The following is a 19,597-nucleotide window of genomic DNA, read 5'->3' as shown; positions in this document are numbered from 1 at the left end:
GTTAATTATAGATTTGGAGCAACGGCAAATGGAAATATGAGGTGAGGAGCACCGATAATACTCCTACAATAGCCAATACAATGATGACTGTCCCTACAATCCGATTCAACAACCATATTCCCCGTACATTAAACCACTTTTTTAATTTCGCAACTATATATGTGATGCCGAACCACCAAAGGACGGCACCGATTCCTATGCAAACTATTCCTCCCACCAACATCCAGACAGAATGATCCGGCAACACAAATCCAAAACGCGCAAACAATCCTATATATAGCAGCACGATTAATACGTTGCTAAAGGTAAGAAGAAAAGCTGTAATAAAGTCCTGTGTGAATGATAACTTTTTTTCACGTTGCTTTTTTAAGTTTTTTACAGGATTGGATTGGTATATGTAGTAACCGAAAAGACCGAGAACGATACTGCCCATCAGTTGGAGCGGCGCCTGGTTGGCTTCCACGAAGTTGACGACTACCCCCATTCCCAGGCAGGTCAGTGCCGCATAGATGACATCCGATAAGGCTGCTCCCAAGCCGGTAACGAAACCGTGCCAACGTCCTTTGTTCAATGTTCTTTGTATACACAGCATACCGATCGGACCCATAGGGGCTGATACAAGTACGCCTATCACAATTCCTTTACTAATAAGTCCCAGCATTATCCTTTTATTTTCTGCCAAATTGCCACAAAGATAATGCCTATTCCCTGATAAAAAAAGGTAAAAACATAAAAATGGCCCGGAACTTTCGCTTCGGACCATTGATTTATAGTCTAAATAGATAAAATCAGATTATTTCGGTTTGACAGTGTTGTTGCGCACGCCTTTCAGAATTTCCTGTAACTGATAAACGACTTCCGGACGTTTTTCGGCGAGGTTTTCCTGTTCGCCTACCTGTGTCATATCGTACAGTTGAGGAGTTTTGGAATAACCGGTCTCGATCTTCGGTCCCCAGGGTACCATTTTCGGTCCGTTACTGGTTTCAATGTATTTCCAGTCTTTTGTGCGGACAGACAACGTATGGTCGGATGCCTGTTCGATCACCCAGGGACGGTCGGCATTGTCTGTTCCCAGCAAGGTCCCCAGATAATTGTAACTGTCGGGGGCTGCTCCTTTGGGAAGGACGGAGCCGGTCAATGCTGCCAGTGAAGCGAACCAGTCAACCTGTGACATTAATGCGTCCGATACTTGGCCTTTTTTTATTTCTTTCGGCCAGCTTGCAATAGCAGGAATACGGGTTCCGGCCTCAAATGCACTGTATTTACCGCCGCGTAACGGACCGCCCGGCTTATGATCGCCCAGCAGTTCTTCTGCCTGATCTGCATAACCGTCATCCACAACAGGACCGTTATCGCTGGAAAGGATGATCAAGGTGTTTTCTCTCAGTCCCAGCCTGTCGAGTTCGTCGAGGATTTGTCCGACACTCCAGTCAAACTGCACGATAGCGTCGCCTCTCAGTCCCATCGGGTTTTTGCCTCTGAAACGGTCGTGCGGGAAGCGGGGAACATGTACGTCGTTTGTTGCGAAATACATGAAGAAGGGTTTATCCTTGTTTGCTTTGATGAAATCGAGGGCATGTGTCGTGATGGAATCTGCCAGGTTTTCATCTTTCCATAAAGCCTTGCCGCCGCCTTTCATATAGCCGATACGTCCGATACCGTTTACGATAGCCATATCGTGACCGTGGCTGTGCTTCAGGTTATACAGAAGTTCCGGGTGATCTTTTCCTAAAGGTTCGCCTTCGAAAGGTTTCTGATAACTTACTTCGATAGGAGCGGACGGGTCGTAGTTGGCTACTTTACCGTTTTCGATGAATACACAGGGAACGCGGTCGGCCGTAGCTGCCATGATATAGGAATAGTCGAATCCCAGATCGCCTAAAGCGGTAGGCAGCGGAGCGTTCCAGTCTTGTTCTCCTCCTTTGTCTCCCAGGCCCAGATGCCATTTACCCAAGGCAGCTGTTGTATAGCCTGCATTTTTGAACATATCGGCAATGGTATAGCGTTCCGGGCGGATAATCATTCCGGCATTACCGGCAGCTATGTCCGTACCGGGTCTGCGCCAGGCATATTCTCCGGTAAGCAGGGAATAACGGGATGGGGTACTGGTGGCTGCTGTTGCATGTGTGTTGGTAAAACGGATACCGCTGTTTGCCAGTTTGTTTACATTTGGCGTTTGTACGCGTGTTGCACCGTAGCATTCCAGGTCACCATAACCGAGGTCGTCGGCGTAGATAAAAATGACATTCGGGGTCTTTGCCTCTTTCGCCTTTTGGGCATGAGAGGTGGAAGGGGAGAATAAGAAAGCTCCCAGTCCGAGACCGATCAATACGTTTGATTTCATAATATTTAAAGTATATATAAGTTTATGATATTTTTGTTTAGGAACTAAAGGTCTGCATTTTTTCTATATCCGCCTTGCTGAACGCTGTATTTTTAACGGATATTGTCTACTTTTTCAAGATTGCAGATAGAATTTCCTGTTGTATCTTAGGATGCTTAATCCTTGGGTCGTTGTATTGTTCCCCATATTCTTTCAAGTCAGCAGCTAACCGGGAAACGATTTCCTTGTAGGCCGGGTCCTGATAGCAGTTGATTAGTTCATCCGGATCTTTTTTCAGGTCGGTGAGCCAGGGAACATCAGATACATATTCGGAATAGGTCAGTTTGTATTCCGGAGTTACTGCTGATATCCACTTCGTTCGCATCGCTGTAGCCGATTCATCCCAATCGCTTTTTATTTTAGGAGTAACTGCTCGCATAAAGACAATGTCTTTGTATTTTTCCGGTAGTTTCTCTCCTTTCCATAGAAGCGATAAATCACGGCCATCATACTGTGCAGTAGGTTGTATATTGCAGAAGCTCAGCAAAGAAGGAGTGAAATCGGTTACAGACATGACATTCTCTACCCTGATCCCCTGACGCATACCGGCCGGGTAGCTGATGATAAACGGCACCCGCGCGGAATCGTCAAGCGGAACGCCTTTATTGATCAGTCCGTGCTGGCGGCACATGTCTCCGTGATCGGAGGTGAAGATAATGATTGTATTGTCCAGAATACCGGCACCTTTCAATGCATCCAGGATGCGCCCTACATTATCGTCGATACATTTAATCATTCCGAAATATTGAGCCATATCCTCGGGTTGGTCTGCTTTCAGGTTATTTCCGTGTGACCAGGCGGGGCGTCCTGTCGTATCCGCCAGCGCTGTTACCGGTTCTTTAAATCTGATCCGGCTATACATGGTGTCATATGGTGGCCTAACCAGATTGGCACTATGCGGGTCCGGGAAGCAGAGCATGCAGCAGAACGGTCCTTCCTTATGCCGGTTGATGAACTCAATAGCCTGTGTGGTGAAATAGTCGGTAGGGAATGTCTGTTCGTCCGTGCTTTTCACATCTGCATCCGTTCTGAATGTCGGTCCTTCGGCTGTTTCTTCTATTTTTTTCCAGTGACCGCGGTTATACATATAACGGTTGTCTGAAAAACCGAAGTCACGCCCGGGATGCCATTCGGGGCGTCCTTTGCCATTGATATGTAATTTACCGATATATCCGGTAGCATAACCGTTCTGACGCAGTGATTCTCCGAATGTTACAGCTGCATCAGACAGTACCATGTCGTTTGTCCATACCCCGTTATTCTGCGGATAAAGTCCGCTCATGAAAGAGGCCCGGCTGGGAGAACTGACCGGAGACGTTGCATAACATCGCGTAAATAATACCCCCTGATGTGCCAGACGATCGATATGGGGTGTTTCAACGACAGCTTCTTTTCCCCAGGGGAAAGCTTGCTCATTTTGCAGGCATTCCCGGTAACATCCCAGCGTACGGAAATTGTGTTCGTCGGTATGGATGATAACAATATTGGGTTGTTGTGTTTGGGAGAAACTTCCGGAAACGATAGCAGATAATAAGGATGCAGGTAAGATTACTTTATTTATTTTATGTTTCATGATATCGTTGTTCAGGTAATGTTTAATCAAAAGCAGAAATAAAAACAGAGATACCGAAAGTATTATAAGCAACCGATATCTCTGTTGTGTTATTAAACCGACTATCTTAAATTGGGATTGATATTCTTTTCAGATAGTGGAATAGGCCAACGTTCTTGTCCGGTTTTGAAATTACGTTTGTCTACATACCAACGATTAAACGGATCAGGTTGTCCATCTTTCTTTTTCATTAGTTCCTGATTCGAAATATAGAATGGCGATCCGTAAATATCCAGATTCAGACGTTCTTCGGCAATTCCCCAGCGGTATAAATCCCAGAGGCGAAGTCCTTCAAAAGCAAATTCGATCATACGTTCTTTTTGTATGATTTTACGTAATTTATCCGGATTGGTTTCTGTTATGCCAGGCATGCCCACTCGTCCTCGTACTGCATTTATCGTCTGATCCAAAAGAGTTTGTGTGATCGGTGTGCCAGCTTCCATCTCTGCTTCCAGATACATCATCAGTACATCTGCATAGCGTGCAAGAGGAACATTGTTACCATATTGGGTTACATCGCCATTCCAGCTTTCATCAAAATATTTGCGCATAAGAAAACCTGTCTGGGTTGTCTGTCCCGGACCGATTTTATCAGCGGCGGTTGTTTCCGGGTTACAGTTGTAGACGGTTCCCCTGAAGGTTGCTCCGTCATAATAGATTGTATAGTCCAGACGTGGATCCCTGTTTTCTCCGAAATTATTTTTATTGAAACGTGGGTCATCATAACTGAATGGCGTTCCATCCAGAAAATCATAAGCCTCGAATAACGTACTGGAAGCATTTACCAAACACCATCCTCCGTCTTTTATCGGATAGGCATGCTGAGGTAAGCCGTGTCCTGCCAGGTCATCTACAAACTGTGTTGCGTAAATATGTTCAGAACTGTTGATCGCCCCCGGGTAGAATAGCTTCTGATAATCAGCGTCTAATTTATTGTCTCCCCAATCGATGATCTTTTTACACGCAGCGGCTGCTTCTTTGTAATTTTGGGCAACCAGATGTGTACGGGCCAGATAAACCAGTGCCGCCTGTGCTGTTGCACGTCCGCGTTCTGAAGCCGGAAGATCCTTGTGGTGCGGAAGAATGTCCGCAATTTCGGTTAATTCGTCTATTGTATATTGAAGCACTTCTGCACGAGGAGATTTGGTCACTGTATTAGCCTCTTCCAGGGTTAATACTGTTTTGATCAGCGGAACATCATAATAATAGGATGCCAGATAAAAATACTGTACCGCACGGATGAAACGGGCTTCTGCTTTCATCCGTTCCATTTCCGGGTTATCGGATCCGAGCTTGTCGATTCCTTCAATAAACCGGGCACAGGCACTGATGCGCCGGTAAGGTTTCTGATACAAGTCATTTACCCATCCGTTACTTTCATCTATTTGCCCGGATGTCAGTTTCCCCAGATTGTTGTTGAATCCTCGGCGGTCGTATCCTATGTCACTGACTCCGTCTATTAATATTTTTGCGCTATATGCCCACCAATCGGAAGCGCCGTAGTCCACTCCATAGGTGATACCGCCACGGTATAAACCGATGAGGGCAAGTTTTGTATTTTCTTCTTTGTCGAAGAATGTATCTTCGCTGAAGTTTGTCAGCGGATAACGGTCCAGTTCACAGGATGCTAAAGTCGCAAGAGCAACAAAGGCCATTATTGATTTCTTTATAATTGATTTCATGCTTTTTAGAATTTAAGATTCAAACCAAATGTGTAGTTCGTTAATACCGGATAGAAACGGTCGTCGGCATTGATTTCCGGGTCCCAGCCTTCCGGATAACTGTGGAATGTGAACGGGTTTTCCGTTGCTGCATAGAAGCGGACATTCTGGATAAAGGTATTCTTTAGAATAGACTTTGGTAAAGTATATCCTAATTGAATATTTTTTACACGCAGGTAAGAGGCGTTACGTATCCAGAAATCAGATTCTTGTGTATTGACACCGGTTGCATTTCCCAGATTTGCCAGACGCGGATATTTCGGGTAACGTGTAGGATTCTCCGGATCGAATGCTTCTTCCATTTGCCATTTCTGTATATTCCCTTCGCTCCATAAAGCCCAACCGGAAAAACCTCCAAGTTTACCATTAACACCTGATACTCCCTGTAGGAAAATATTCAGGTCGAAACCCTTGTAAGCGGCGTTCAGAGAAAGGCTGAATGTATATTTCGGAATTTTTGATCCCAGGTAAACACGGTCGTAAGTGGCGTCAACTTTTCCGTCGGGTACGCCATCCGGTCCTGAAATATCTTGATATCTGATATCTCCCGGTTTGGTGTTGGCTTTGTTGGCTCCCATTGCTGACTGGTCAGTGTGGGCAAAGTAGTCGTCGATATCCTGTTGATTCAAAAAGACACCGTCTGTTTTATATCCGTAGTACATGTCGATCGGGTAGCCGATGAAAAGATTAGAACCGTTACCAACCATTCCGTTTGCTTGTTCCACATTCCCCAATCCGAGTGTTTCTACTTTATTTTTGATGATGGAAAAGTTTCCGTTGATGCTGTAACTGAATTCACCGATGGTATTTCTATGCCCAACTTCAAATTCCCAACCGCGGTTTGACGCTTCTCCGGTATTTACTTCGCTCATTTGTAATCCAAAAGCGGAAGAGGCACTGGCGTTGGGTTTAAACAGGATGTCATACGTATATCTATAGAAGTAAGAGATATTGGCTGTCAGTAAACCGTTCCAGAGTACGGATTCGAAACCACCGTCTATAGTACGGGTTGTTTCCCATTTCAGTCGCGGATCTGTATATGTTTTCAGGGCTGCTCCCTGTTGAATGGATCCTCCCAGCGGATAGTTAAAATCGTTACCTAATTCATACACTGACTGGTAAGCATAATTACCGATGTTATTATTACCTAAGATACCGGCAGATGCTTTCAGTTTCAGGTTATTGATAAAACTTAATTTTTCGTTTTCTTTAAAGAAGCTCTCTTCAGAAATTCTCCAACCGATAGCGGCGGAAGGGAAGAAAGCATAACGTGAGCTGGATGGGAAACGTGATGAACCGTCATAACACATGGTTACTTCACCCAGATAGCGTTCTGCATAATTGTACTGTGCACGTCCGAAGAATGATTGGATGACCCAGTCGTAACCGCCGCCTGCATTTGTCTGGTTATCGGGTGAACCGACTGTCAGATAGGGATATTCGTTACTCGGAAGATTGTCGCGACGGCCTTCCAAGTCGCGTGCAGATTCTTCTTCCCATGAGTAACCGGCCAAAATACCTATATTATGTACATTGTTAAATGTCTTTGAGTAATCGACTGTTGCCTGGAATGATTTATAATTTGTATTGGTATTCTTTTCTTTTAAGTAAGAAGGACCTAATACTTTTGTAGTGCCGTTAATGGTAACCGGTAGGGATGCACGGAATTTTTTATCTTGTGCATTTGTGAAATTATAGGCACCGATAGCAGAGAGGGTAAGTCCTTCGATCGGTTTGTAATCGAGACGTACGTTAGAGTTGATACGCAGTGTCGGTTTTTCTTGGAACGATTCGGATGCTAACCAGGCTTTGGGGGTTCCGAAGTTTTTTACGCCCGGTCCCCATGTCCCATCACTTAATACCGAAGGGCGGAATCCAGGGAAGCGTAATCCCTGGCTGATCAATGACATCATTCCATAATCGCCGTCAATAGCTCCGGCCGTTCCCGGTTCTTTCGTTTTAGCATTGTCACCTCTCAGGCGGATTGTCAGTTTCAATTTATCCGATAAATTGGAAGTCAGGTTGACACGTGCTGTATAGCGTGAGTAATTGTTGCCCGGCACAATCCCATTCTGATTTAAATAACCGAAAGAGGCAAAATATTGGCTCCGGTCGTTACCACCGTTTAAAGATAAATCGTGCCCGGTCTGTAGTCCGTTACCCGAAAAGATATCATCGACGAACTTCTCATTAGCCCATAGATCCGGCTGGCTGCCTGTGCGCATTGCCTGAATTTCTTCATCCGTGAAACGTGTAATACCATCTGCCTGATTTAATAAACGTGCATAATCCCAGCTGTCTACATATTTAGGCAATGCAGTGGCCCGGTTGAATCCTACATAACCGTTGTAAGATACGGATACTTTGGACTCTTTACCCATTTTGGTCGTTACCAATACAACTCCATTGGCTGCACGAGACCCATAGATGGCTGCTGTGGATGCATCTTTTAATATGGAGATACTCTCGATATCATTGGGGTTGATATCTGTCATATTTCCGGGTATTCCGTCGATCAATATTAGCGCATTAGCTTTATCTGCGTTATTGTCACTACTGAAAGATCCTACACCGCGTACACGAATTGTTCCTGTATTTTCTCCCGGGCGCCCTCCTGGCTGCGTGATCGTAACTCCCGGCATCTGACCGGTCAGGGCAGATACAACTGAAGATGTTGCCCTGTTTTCAAGTTGTTTGGAATCGACAGAAGCGATTGAACCAATTACATTTACTTTTTTGGCAGTACCATATCCTACGACAACAACTTCGTCAAGAGCTTGTGAATCCTCGACTAATTGTATGGCATAGTTCGTTTTTTCATCTACGGGAATATCTTTTGACAAGTATCCGATATAAGAAATCTGCAAAGTACTGCCTTTAGGAACCTCCAGAGAAAATTTACCGTCCAGGTCTGTAATTGTACCATTTGTTGTCCCTTGTTCAACAACATTCGCCCCGATAACGGGTTGTCCGGTAGCATCTGTTATGATACCATTGACTTTTTTGTTTTCCTGTTGTTTTTGTTGTTGTTTCTTTTCCGGAACAATTATGATATGTTTTCCTTCAAGACGATAGGAGAATCCGCTATCTTTGAGCAACTCTGTTATAACAGAGGACAGGATTTTATCATTAAAATCCTGATTGATAACTTTATTGATATTTAATTTCGTCTGATTATAAGCGATACTGAGGCCCGTTTGTTTTTCAATTTCTTCGAATACGCTTAACAATGTTTTATTTTTGGCTGCTATTGATATTCGCTGGCTTTGTCCCCAGGCTATGTTTATCGTGAATAAACTTAATAATGTAAATATTAATAATTTACGTAATTTTAAGAGCGAGTGTGTGCTCTTATGGTAGTTTAATTTCATACTTTTGTACATTAAATCAATGATTACTAAATTTAAGATCTCTATGTTTTTTTAATGGATTATTGATTTCGGGGGTCCGGAAAAGGTGTCGCAATTTTCTCCGGTCCCTTTTTCTTTTTATTTTACTCCTTTCTTATTAAGTGAATAAATGGTGATTGTGTTGCCGTCTATCTCATAAGCCAATCCGCTGACAGTCATTGTAAGAACTTTCATGATCGTGTTTATGTCGGCATGTTGACGGAATTTTATAGTGTATAAATCCGAAGTAAACAGACGCGGATTTATAACAAAGTCAACAACATATTTTCGTTGAATTGTAGCCAGTATTTCTTTGAGCGGTTGGTTGATAAAGTTGAGCTCTCCCTTCGTCCAGCCTGAGTAGTTTGCTGCATTGATTTTCCGCTTTTCGAATACACCGGTTTTACAATTGTATTCCAGTTGTTCGTTAGGGGACAGGAAGAAGGAGTCTTCATCTCCTGCTATTTTATCCACTTTGACAGCCCCGTTTTCCAGTGTTGTCGTGATTTTATCACTTTCGGAATAGGCTTGCACGTTGAATTTTGTGCCCAGAGCTTGAACTTTCAGATAACTTGTGCTGACGATAAAAGGATGTTCCTTATCTTTTTTTACGGTGAAGTTGGCCTCTCCCGTCAGATAGAGTGTGCGGGTATCTCCTTTGAATTTTTTAGGATAGATCAGAATACTTCCGGAGTTGATGTTTACTGTGGAACCGTCGGGCAGGATTACTTCCTGGTTTTCTCCTTCCGGAACGAAACATTGTATCAATTCGGGATTATATGTGTTCTGTTTGATATACAGATAGGAACCGGCTATTGATAGCAAAGGAATGATCAATATCGCAGCGATTCGCAATAATTTATGAACAAGGTTATATTGCTTGGACGGAGATTGATTTTGTCTGATCTTTCTCTGTGTTGTTTTCAGCGAATGATAAGTCTCAGCATTTGCTCCTGTCGGATATTCGTTCCATATGGAAAGAAGAGCCTCTTCTTTTTCTTTCTGATTGGAAGGGTGAACCAGCCATTGCCATACCTTGGTCCGGAGTGCCGGATCAAATGTATGGTTGACCAGATTATATAGTATTTTAGATGCTTTTGACATGCGTATATATTTCCTGTTTTGTATATATGATACGTGAGGCAGGAAGTACACACAGTCAAAAATGAACTTTTTAGGAAAAAAATGCAAGAATAAAGAACCCGATTATTTTTCGGATGTCAGCCAGTGCCAGCGTCAGGTGATTTTCGACTGTCCGTTTACTGATAGACATGCGTGCTGCAATCTCATCATTGGATAATCCGTCCACACGGCTCATCCGGTAGATTTGTTTTCGTTGGGGCGGCATCTTTTCAACAGCGACAGAAATAAGAAATTCCAGTTCTTTGGCATATAGCTCTTCTTCTATGCTGTCGTTGTCTGTGGAGGTAAATGAAGCATTGTCGGTTTGTTGTTCCTGATAGTCCCTGAATAACAGGGAACGTTCGATATGTCGGAATACCGTATTTTTGGCAATGCGATACAGGTAGGCGTTCAGATTCTCGATCTCTTTCAATCTATCCCTATTCTGCCACATGGATACGAATATATCCTGGGAAATATCTTCCGCTTCTTCCTCGTTTTGCAGGATGCCGCTTATGAATCCTTTAATACGTGGAAAATAATGCAGGAACAATGACTCGAATGCCTGTTCATCGCCCCTGCTGACTGCCTCTATGTATCCTTTTTCGGTGGCAAAATCCATTAATAGGTAGATTTGTTGTCTCTTTATGTGGATACAAAGATAAAGATCGTTTGCCATTAAAAAGAAAAAAAAGTATAAAACTACTATCTTTTGAGTTTAGAATGCAAACTTCGGGTTTTCCGGCGGTGTACTGGATTCTGACATTAATTGATTGAATTTCTCAACAATATCCGGGTGTTTGTCTGCGACATCGTGTAATTCCTGAATGTCGTTTTCCAGGTCATACAGTTCCATTCTCGTATTCCCTTTGCGGATATCTGTAATGATCCCTTTCCAGTTCCCCATGCGGATCGCTTTGTTTCCTATCTGTGGGTCAGGATATTCCCAGTAAAGATATGCATGTTGTTTCTGTTTTCCTTTTTCTCCGAGTAGTGTCGGCAGGAAACTGATTCCATCGGTTGGAGGACATTCGATGGAAACGATATCTGCCAGTGTCGGCATTACATCCTGGAATGCACAGATATGGTCGGATTCCGTTCCCGCTTTGATCCGACTTGGCCAGGAGACGATAGCCGGTATGCGTATCCCTCCTTCGTGGACGAAACATTTTCCCCATCCGTATTCCGATTTGAATAATCCGCCGCTGTTGAACCAGGGGGAATCACTGCCGCCGTTGAACGTCGGTCCGTTGTCCGAAGTGAAAATGATCAGGGTGTTTTCATACAATCCTTCCTGTTTCAATTTATCGACCAGCTTTCCGACTTGTTCGTCAAAATAACTGATCATCGCTGCATAGGTAGCATGCGGATAACGGCATGGCATATACCCTTTGTTGCCGGTATAGGGCTCTTCGTCTCCGAACTTATCGACATAATAGTTGACCCAACGTTCCGGAGCCTGTAAGGATACATGGGGAAGAGGCGTTGTCCAAAGCAGGAAGAACGGTTGTTCCTTATTCTGGTCGACAAAATGAATCATTTCGTCGAAGATGAGGTCGTTGGCATATTCATTCTGGGTAAATTTCCGGTAACTGGCTTCATCGTACGGATCCGCTCCTTCATCCAGTTTGGTCAGATGGGGGTCCCGTACTTTGTTATCGAGATATACGCGTTGATCGTTTTTCCATAAGAACGGAGGGTAATAGGTATGTGCCTGCCTCTGGCAGTTATATCCGTAAAACTGGTCGAAACCCTGTTTGCCGGGGACTCCTTCCGAACCGGGATAACCCAATCCCCATTTTCCGAAACAACCGGTCGTATATCCGGCATTTTGCATCATCCGGCCGATTGTCATGGTACCGGCTTTCAAAGGATATTGGCCTTCCAGTTCCGGATGGACGTACATCGAATCGTGGCTGTTGATCGCTCCCCGCGAGGCTATTTCATCATTTGCCCTGATCTGTGCGTGTCCGGAATGTAATCCGGTCAATAGTACACACCGGGCCGGAGCGGAAACGGGCGATCCGGTATAATGTTGGGTCAGTTTGATCCCGTTGTTTCTCAGGCGGTCGATATTCGGGGTTTCTATTTTTTGCTGGCCGTAGCATTGCAGGTCGCCATAGCCCATATCGTCCATCAGTATATATATAATGTTAGGTTTGCTCTTTTCTTTCTGGCAGGAAGACAGACCAGCAATACAGAAAAGCCCTACTAATAAATTCGTTTTTTTCATGTTCTTACTATTTTAATTAGTCCCAACTGAAATCGTCGGTTACTTCGCTTTTTAATCCTGGTCCGAACATATATCCTTGTTTTTCAAACCATTCTTTTTTGTCTTTTACCTTTTGGTAAAACTGTTCGAAACTCTCCGGTTCGCTCCGGCTCCACATTTGTTCGGCGATAGCCAGAATACGGGGAAACAACCTTCGGTCGATCATATCCTCCGTTACCCCGTAATCGGTCCAGAGGGCACAACTCATTCCCAACAGGAGAGGTGAATCTTCTTTTCTATAAGACGGATTGGCGGTATATACATCTTTGATATTGAATGTACGCGCCGTCTCATATCCTTTCCAGGGAGTGACGGGGAAATTCAGGTAGGTATAATAATTGGTTCCGCAGATAACGGGAAGATTTCTTTTGAGCGCTTCCTTGAATGCCGTGTCTTTATGTCCCCGCCAGTTCCACCAGTGAATCACTGTGTTGTCCGGTAACGGATAACCATCCTGATAAACGACATCTCCCCAAAAGATGGCTTTTCTTCCTTTGCTTTTCAGATAGTTGGCCATCTGTGCTGAGAACCAGAGCTGAAGATCGTGGCTGTCTTTCAAACCGTGTTCTTTGATACATTGCCCGCAGTCAGGACATGTATCCCAGTTCCCTTTGGGTGCTTCATCACCTCCCAGATGAATATATTCGGAGGGGAACAGTTCGCAGACTTCATCGAGGACATTCTTCAAAAAGTCCAGCGTATGTGTTTTGCCGGCACAGAAGATATTTTGTGTAAAGCCGTTTTCGGGGACCTGTATAGTGTCGCCGAAGCAACCTAGTTCCGGGTAAGCGACCAGAGCGGCTTCCGCATGTCCCGGCATATCGATTTCCGGGATAACCGTGATACAACGTTCGGCGGCATATCTGACAATCTCTTTGATCTCTTTCTGTGAATAGAAACCCTGTTGTTCCGGGCCTTTGCCGACAAAAGCGCCAACTTCGGTAAGGCGCGGGTATTGTTTGATTTCAATACGCCATCCGAGGCCCTCCGTCAGGTGCCAGTGGAAATAGTTCATTTTTAGCAGGGCTGCCATGTCGATATATTTCTTTATTGTCGTGACTTTCTGATATTGGCGGCCGGAGTCGAGCAGGAAACTTCTGAAACCGATACGCGGCCTGTCTTCTATTTTCAGGCAGGGGATGATCCATGTCCCGTCCTGCTGCTCTGTGCCCAGTTGTTTCAATGTTTGCCGGGCATAAAAGAAACCTGCATCGCCGGATGCTTCTATTTCGATACCGTTTTCTGTTATCTGTAGCCGGTATGCTTCGGAAGGTAATGCCGCATCCGTAGTCTGGCGGATATCGGCTTGTAGGTTTTTCGTACGAAATTCTCCGTTACCTTGCACGACTGTTTCCGGTGTAGGGATCACCGTTTGTGCCGTTAGGAAGAAAGAAGAAAGCAAGAGAATAATAATACTTACATATTTCATGATATATAGGAGCTAAAATAAAGAAGATGCATCAAAAGTTCGTTTTGTCATGGAGGACAAGTCTTGATTTTTGATACATCCTCTTTGTTTGTGATTAATTAAACTATTCCCAACCCGGATTCTGTTTGATATTCGGATTTAATACCATCTGATTCAATGGTATCGGGTAAAGATAATAATAATCCGGCCATAATTTATTCGGATCCGGATGAAATTCCAGATAACCTTCATCTGCACCTCCGTCGATGGTCACAGCCGTACCTGCCGGGAAGTCTGATTTCCGGACATATTGCCCGAGTTTTTTCTTCATGGCATAATGGCACTTCTTCCATCTTCTGAGGTCGTCGAAACGGAAATTCTCTGAAAACAGTTCGATACGTCTTTCCCTGCGTACTTCCCATAAGAGAGGAGACACGGCATAATCGCCGGCATATCTCGAATCACCCAAATCCCGCATTGGATCAAAACTTTCATTGATCTGTGATACAATCATCGAAGGTACATTTACCCGTGAACGTATTTTATTGATAGTCATGTCTGCAACGGACTGGCTGAATTCTCCCAGTTCAACCATTGCCTCGGCATAATTCAACATCACTTCTTCTACCCTGAATATCGGCATGTCGGTCTCTTCATTCCGTTGAGAACCCATGCTCAGGTAAGTATTGAAATACTTCCAGTTGTTATAACCGAATGCCGATTTGTACCAGGGTTGCCCGTTCAGGAAGAAATCGTAATGAGGATTTTCTCCCAGTATGCCGCCGTCGTATCCTTGTCTGAAAGGTAGTGTTTTCTGGCGTTCGGCCGGAACGATCAGATTAATGCTGTCAATGAAACTACGGTCTTTCGGATTGTCTGTAAACTTCCATTTGTTATCCCAGGCTGTAGTCGATTCCGAACGATCGACTACATAAGGCGGAGTAACGTGTAGCCATAAACGATGGTCCCTGTTGCTGAATTCATCGTACATGTCTTTGTCGCCCAGGAACATCTGGCTTGTCCAGCGCGGTTTGCCGTCCGAACATAAATAGCTGTCCACCATGTCGCGGGTTACATTATAGAATGACTGAGCCGTGGTTCCGCCGATGCTGGTAGCATGTACAACATTGGCATCATTGGCATACGCTTTGTAAAGGATGATTCCCGTCATACCGTTTAACGACAATGAATTGAACAGGTCGTCGTAGTTGTTGTGCACATTCGGATAGACCTTCAACACCTCTTCGGATGCCCGCTTACATTCCCGGAGGAATTTATCTGCTTCCTGCAATCCGTGATACTTTCTCCATGTCCCTTCGAACAGGCAGAAGCGGGAAAGCAATGTCTGTACCACCACGCGGTTGATCGTATTGGCTCCGTCTCCGTCTTGATTGATGTTCTGTTCTGCATACTGAAGGTCTTCCAGGATATGATTGGCAATGACATCTCTGGAGTCTCTTTCCCCATAAATGATATCCGTTTCATCGTCTGCCAGTACATGGTCGATCCAGGGAACACCGCCGTAAGCGGAAAGTAAGGTCAGATATCGGTAAGAACGGAAGAAATAACCGACACTGCGCCAATGGTTTCTTTCTGTCTCAGTCATATCCGACGTCTCGATATGGTCGAGCATGAGGTTTGTCCGGCGGATGAATGAATATTGTGCCCATGGTGTATTGTCTGTTTTTGACGGGGGAACGACAATTCCCCTGATCCAATCGGTTTCGCCTGACCCCCGTGTGGAGTTATAGGAGATATTGTCCGTGTTGGTTTCTCCGTAACCGAGTGCCGGGAATGTTTCATACAAACCCCATGCATATGTTTTAAAATTGTCGTATGATTTGAATACGGTTTCAGCAGTGGGACTGCCCAGCGGGTATCTTTCCAGGAAATCGTTATTCATGCAGCCGGAAAATCCGAAAATGACGAGTAGTCCGAATAATATTTTGAATGTCTTCATGATCGTATGTTTTAATTTAGAAAGTAACATTTATACCCAGTGAATATTTTTTCATGAAAGGATATTCCCAGGCTCCTTTTGAAAGCATATCCGATTCCATTCCTTCTGGCAGATGGTCCCAGGTATGCAGATTTTCACCACTGACAAATACCCGGATATTATCCATATAGATCTTTTGACAGATATTCTTGGGTAATGAATAAGACAGAGTAATGTTCTGTATTTTCAGGTAAGCGGCATTTGCCAGATATTTGGTTTGCACTTTCTGGTTGAATTTCGTATTCGTTTCATTCTGCGGATACACCCTCGGATAGAAGGCGTCCGGATTATCCGGAGTCCAGAAGTCGAGTGTTTCCTTGAATAAACTACCCCAGCTTCCGTTCGGCCATGCCATCTGGTCGGTGCGCCAGTAGTCGCGTTTTCCTACCCCGCGTAAAAAGATAGACAGGTCGAAACCTTTGTAACTGACTCCGGCTGTGATGCCGTATTGGTAACGGGGAGTATTGTTGCCTATGATGCGCTGGTCGCCCGGATTGTGAATAGTGTTGTCGCCTTCGAAAATAAATTCGGTGTCATCGTCGAAGTTCTTGTAAAGAATATCGCCTGGATATACAGTTCCTGCTCCCTTGAACATCGGGATACCCGGTTTCAGGGTTCCGTCTGCGTTGAAATCGTCCGTTGTATAGAAACGGTCGGTTACGTATCCCCATATTTCACCTAGCTTCATGCCTTTCCGGTAAAGGTCTTTTCCGAACAGGCCGGCTTCATTGTCGTATTTGGTGATTTCGGATTGCGAGTCATACAGGTTGAAACCTACCCGGTAGCCTATATCGCCTATCCGGTCATGCCAGTTGATCTTCAGTTCCCAGCCATATGTTTTCAGGTCTGCGGCATTTTGTTTTGCAGCACTGGCACCGACTACTCCCGGCAATTCCATTCCCGGAGCCAGCATACCTTTGGTATCACGACGGTACCAGTCGAATGTGGTATTCAACTTGTTGTTGAACAGGTCCAGGTCGAAACCGAAGTCTAGTGTATAGACTTTTTCCCATCCAAAGCTGCTGCTGACCATGGCCGGAGCTCCCAGTGTCGTAACCTTTTGCCCGTCCACCAACCAATTGGAGAGGTAAACGTTCATATCCGGGATATAAGGATAGTTATCGGGTGTATTGTCGGATTTCAATATGACCTGGTTCCCGATGGAACCCCAGGATGCCCTGAGTTTCAGGTTGGAGAGCCATTCGTTTGTCGCTTTCATGAAGTTCTCTTCCGAAATACGCCAGCCTGCCGAGAAAGAGGGGAAGAAACCGAACCGGCTGTTTTTGGGGAAACGGGAAGTTCCGTCGTAACGTCCGTTGGCTTCCAGCAGGTATTTGCCAGCATAGCTGTAATTCACACGATAGAATAATCCGCGGATGGCAAATTCCTCGAACGCGTCATTCGTAATCGGAGTACCTGTCGATAAGGATAACGAAGGCAGTGAACCGACCACTACATCCGTACGATAAGAATATTGGGATTCGGTATGGCTCGACTCCTGGTTGTATCCTCCCATCACCGAAATATCATGTTTACCGAATGTCATATCGTAATTGGCGAATAAGTTGACGGCATTATAATCCGTATATTTGGAAGTGACCGCATAGCTGGAGTTCTCCGTGCTGTTCAGTACCCCGGTAAAGTTCATTCCTATATACTGATATTTGTTCTTATAGAATTTATTTTGCTCGGTTGTCCGGTTGTAAGTGTATTCTCCGGTTATCTTAAGACCTTTCAGCGGGCTCAGGATGATTCGTCCCAATGCTCTTAGGTCATTTCTTTTGATTCTCCGGGGATCGCCGTAACGGATATAAGTGGCGGGAGACTCAGCCGGATAGACTGTCCCGTTTTCCTCATAATCTTCATTATTCTGATAAGACGGTAAATTCATGGCGGCTACCCATACAGTATTACGTCCTCCTGCCTCTACTTTTTTCTGTTTGGAATTACCATATTTCAAGTCGAGTTGGGTTGTCAGCCAGGAATTGACATCTACTCCCATAAATGTAGAGAGGTTGAGTCGGTCATAGCTGTCTTTATCCGTAATCAGGATACCGTCTTCTCCGGTATAGCCGACGCCGATGCGATAGACCGTTTTCTCGCTACCGCCGGAAACCGACATGCTGTGGTTCTGCATGAATCCAAAATTGTCCGTCATGTCGTCAAACATATTTCGTTCTTTCATCAGAAAGAGGTTACCGCTTTCATCGAAGATATATCCGTTCGGATATTTGCCCGGATTACTCTGGTAATCGCGGATGTATCCTTCCCACTGGGTGATGTTCTTACCGTCTACGTAGGTGTCGTTGGGCCAGTCCATTTCCTTGTAAGCCAGGACCGACTCCAGCGGGCTCGCCTTTTGCGGTAGTTCCAGCGGTTTGGAGAACGATATATTATTGTTGTAATTGAATTTCGGAGCGGAATCTTTTTTTCCCTGTTTCGTGGTGATCAGGATAACACCGAAGGCGGCTCTTGCCCCGTAGATGGCTGCCGAAGCAGCATCTTTTAATATGGAGACCGATTCGATTTCCTGTGGATCGATCATATTGATATCCATCGGAACGTTGTTTACCAGCACAAGAGGCGTACCTCCGTTGATTGATGTGGTTCCGCGGATATTGTAGCTCATCGCATCACCCGGTGTACCGGTTTCCGAGCCGATCTGTAATCCGGGGGTCGTCCCTTGCAAAGCCTGCGTAATGTTAGGAACCGGACGGTCTCCCAATGTCTCCGATAAATTAACGGAAGCAACGGCTCCGGTCAGGTTGACTTTCTTCTGGGTTCCGAAACCGACTACTACGACTTCGTCCAGTAGTTGAGTATCTTCCTTTAATGTGACAGTCAGATTGTTCCGTCCTTTCAGATGGATATCCTGCGGAATGTATCCGATAAAAGAAACTGTCAGGGTGGCATCCAGGGGAGCGTCCAGGATAAATTGCCCGTTCAGGTCTGTGATCGTTCCGTTGTTCGTTTTCTTGTCTATCACGTTGGCTCCGATGACAGGCATGCCTGTTTCGTCGATCACTTTACCGGTGATTTTACCTTCTTGCGGCATTTTATCGGACAGCAGGACAATCTTATAATTCTCTATCCGGTAACTGTCAGGTGCGAGCAACTGATTCAACACCTCTTTGATGCTGGCCTCTTTGAGATTCAGGCTGACCTGTCTGTTCATGTCGATCTCTGAGTTGTTGAGGAAGAAGACAAAAGGAGTTTTCTCTTCGATCACTTTGATTGCTTCACTCAGTTTCACACTGGTTAGTTCCAAACTTATTTTCGAATTTTGTGCATAACCGTTTATTGCATAAAGCTGAAAAAAGCAAAAGCTTATAAATAGTAGTATTAGCTTCATTTTTCTGAATGAATTAATGTTAAGAAAGAATATAGCATTCCCTTCTGTGGAAATTTTTTTCATACATTTGTACTGTTTTAAATTTAACTTATTGTTCTCATCTTCTAGCTTTTGAGAACAGTTTGTTTCACATTACCGGGCAAATGTTACCAGCATTTGTCCGGATTGTTTTTAGACTCTCCGTTTTTTTATCCCATAGGCATTCTGTTTTTATTGTTCATATTCTTATGTTTTTAGCAAAAATTTTCCGATAAAATAGGAGAATAAAATTCATCCCTTTTGATAACGGCGAACATTCTCGCCACAAGTTTTGCCCGTAAAGCATTGATAATGGTCATT

General features: G+C 44.6%; 11 protein-coding genes. All 11 read right to left on the bottom strand.

Annotation, left to right across the window (positions count from 1 at the left end):
• Position 1: 1 nt before the first annotated feature.
• The gene (locus NBH15_RS22005; RefSeq protein ID WP_128135078.1) at positions 2-661 is read right to left on the bottom strand and encodes a LysE family translocator; all 660 of its coding nucleotides are present in this window, start codon (positions 659-661) and stop codon (positions 2-4) included.
• Between the two features lie 132 nt (positions 662-793).
• The gene (locus NBH15_RS22000) at positions 794-2,344 is read right to left on the bottom strand and encodes a sulfatase family protein (protein WP_186960264.1); all 1,551 of its coding nucleotides are present in this window, start codon (positions 2,342-2,344) and stop codon (positions 794-796) included.
• A gap of 106 nt (positions 2,345-2,450) precedes the next feature.
• Positions 2,451-3,956, bottom strand: a complete 1,506-nt coding sequence (locus NBH15_RS21995; RefSeq protein WP_250823554.1) for a sulfatase-like hydrolase/transferase — start codon at positions 3,954-3,956, stop codon at positions 2,451-2,453.
• A 101-nt stretch (positions 3,957-4,057) separates the two neighbouring features.
• Complete coding sequence (locus NBH15_RS21990; RefSeq protein WP_250823553.1) at positions 4,058-5,677, bottom strand: RagB/SusD family nutrient uptake outer membrane protein; 1,620 nt, start codon at positions 5,675-5,677, stop codon at positions 4,058-4,060.
• Positions 5,678-5,682: 5 nt separating this feature from the next.
• Entirely contained in the window at positions 5,683-9,087 is a 3,405-nt protein-coding gene (locus NBH15_RS21985; RefSeq protein WP_250823552.1) for a TonB-dependent receptor, read from the bottom strand.
• A gap of 117 nt (positions 9,088-9,204) precedes the next feature.
• On the bottom strand, positions 9,205-10,209 hold the full coding sequence (locus NBH15_RS21980) for a FecR family protein (RefSeq protein ID WP_128135075.1): 1,005 nt from the start codon (positions 10,207-10,209) through the stop codon (positions 9,205-9,207).
• A 70-nt stretch (positions 10,210-10,279) separates the two neighbouring features.
• Positions 10,280-10,849 carry an RNA polymerase sigma-70 factor gene (locus NBH15_RS21975; RefSeq protein WP_128135074.1) on the bottom strand — a complete coding sequence of 190 codons (570 nt, stop codon included), beginning with the start codon at positions 10,847-10,849 and terminating at the stop codon, positions 10,280-10,282.
• A gap of 96 nt (positions 10,850-10,945) precedes the next feature.
• Positions 10,946-12,460: an arylsulfatase gene (locus NBH15_RS21970; RefSeq protein WP_128135073.1), complete on the bottom strand. Its 1,515-nt coding sequence runs from the start codon at positions 12,458-12,460 to the stop codon at positions 10,946-10,948.
• A 16-nt stretch (positions 12,461-12,476) separates the two neighbouring features.
• Entirely contained in the window at positions 12,477-13,928 is a 1,452-nt protein-coding gene (locus NBH15_RS21965) for a beta-N-acetylhexosaminidase (RefSeq protein ID WP_250823551.1), read from the bottom strand.
• A 103-nt stretch (positions 13,929-14,031) separates the two neighbouring features.
• Positions 14,032-15,867 carry a RagB/SusD family nutrient uptake outer membrane protein gene (locus tag NBH15_RS21960; protein ID WP_128135072.1) on the bottom strand — a complete coding sequence of 612 codons (1,836 nt, stop codon included), beginning with the start codon at positions 15,865-15,867 and terminating at the stop codon, positions 14,032-14,034.
• A 16-nt stretch (positions 15,868-15,883) separates the two neighbouring features.
• On the bottom strand, positions 15,884-19,321 hold the full coding sequence (locus tag NBH15_RS21955) for a TonB-dependent receptor (RefSeq protein ID WP_250823550.1): 3,438 nt from the start codon (positions 19,319-19,321) through the stop codon (positions 15,884-15,886).
• Between the last annotated feature and the right edge of the window lie 276 nt (positions 19,322-19,597).

The sequence above is a fragment of the Parabacteroides caeci genome (assembly GCF_023656795.1).
In the GTDB taxonomy this organism is placed as follows: Bacteria; Bacteroidota; Bacteroidia; order Bacteroidales; family Tannerellaceae; genus Parabacteroides; species Parabacteroides segnis.
This window is presented reverse-complemented; position numbering and strand designations above follow the sequence as displayed.

Coding starts and splice junctions, on each gene's coding strand:
- NBH15_RS22005 (WP_128135078.1), bottom strand. CDS start 661: ATGCTGGGACTTATTAGTAAAGGAATTGTGATAGGCGTACTTGTATCA.
- NBH15_RS22000 (WP_186960264.1), bottom strand. CDS start 2,344: ATGAAATCAAACGTATTGATCGGTCTCGGACTGGGAGCTTTCTTATTC.
- NBH15_RS21995 (WP_250823554.1), bottom strand. CDS start 3,956: ATGAAACATAAAATAAATAAAGTAATCTTACCTGCATCCTTATTATCT.
- NBH15_RS21990 (WP_250823553.1), bottom strand. CDS start 5,677: ATGAAATCAATTATAAAGAAATCAATAATGGCCTTTGTTGCTCTTGCG.
- NBH15_RS21985 (WP_250823552.1), bottom strand. CDS start 9,087: ATGAAATTAAACTACCATAAGAGCACACACTCGCTCTTAAAATTACGT.
- NBH15_RS21980 (WP_128135075.1), bottom strand. CDS start 10,209: ATGTCAAAAGCATCTAAAATACTATATAATCTGGTCAACCATACATTT.
- NBH15_RS21975 (WP_128135074.1), bottom strand. CDS start 10,849: ATGGATTTTGCCACCGAAAAAGGATACATAGAGGCAGTCAGCAGGGGC.
- NBH15_RS21970 (WP_128135073.1), bottom strand. CDS start 12,460: ATGAAAAAAACGAATTTATTAGTAGGGCTTTTCTGTATTGCTGGTCTG.
- NBH15_RS21965 (WP_250823551.1), bottom strand. CDS start 13,928: ATGAAATATGTAAGTATTATTATTCTCTTGCTTTCTTCTTTCTTCCTA.
- NBH15_RS21960 (WP_128135072.1), bottom strand. CDS start 15,867: ATGAAGACATTCAAAATATTATTCGGACTACTCGTCATTTTCGGATTT.
- NBH15_RS21955 (WP_250823550.1), bottom strand. CDS start 19,321: ATGAAAAAAATTTCCACAGAAGGGAATGCTATATTCTTTCTTAACATT.